1 protein-coding gene is annotated in these 407 nt (G+C 67.8%); it reads right to left on the bottom strand.

Features of this window, described 5'->3' with window-relative positions; all coding sequences use genetic code 11:
- The coding region (locus QZH66_RS18610) for a carboxyl transferase domain-containing protein (RefSeq protein ID WP_305807263.1) at positions 1-407 on the bottom strand (407 nt) is incomplete at both ends.

The raw sequence follows: 407 nt of genomic DNA, 5'->3' as shown, positions 1-407 counted from the left end.
CGTGCAGCTGCCCATGACCACGGCGATCTGCGCGATGCCCTGCGCGCTCATGTTGGCCTGGTTGAAGAAGATGCGGCCGAAATGGTCGCGGTCGGGGAAGACCTCGTCCTGGTTGGGCAGGTTGGCGCCGCCCGAATCGACCAGATAGATGCACGGCAGGTGGTTCTGCTGCGCCACTTCCTGGGCGCGCAGGTGCTTCTTGACGGTCAGCGGGTAGTAGGTGCCGCCCTTCACGGTGGCGTCGTTGCAGACGACCATGCAGTCCACGCCGCTGACGCGGCCGATGCCGGCGATCAGGCCGGCGCCGGGCGCATCGTTGTGGTACATGTTCAGCGCGGCCAGCGGCGCCAGTTCCAGGAACGGCGTGCCCGGGTCGAGCAGCATCTGCACGCGCTCGCGCGGCAGCA

Origin of the sequence: Stenotrophomonas sp. YIM B06876, assembly GCF_030711595.1 — a bacterium.
Taxonomy (GTDB): Bacteria; Pseudomonadota; Gammaproteobacteria; order Xanthomonadales; family Xanthomonadaceae; genus Stenotrophomonas.
The sequence above is the reverse complement of the archived record's forward strand: the minus strand, read 5'-3'. Positions and strand labels throughout refer to the sequence as shown.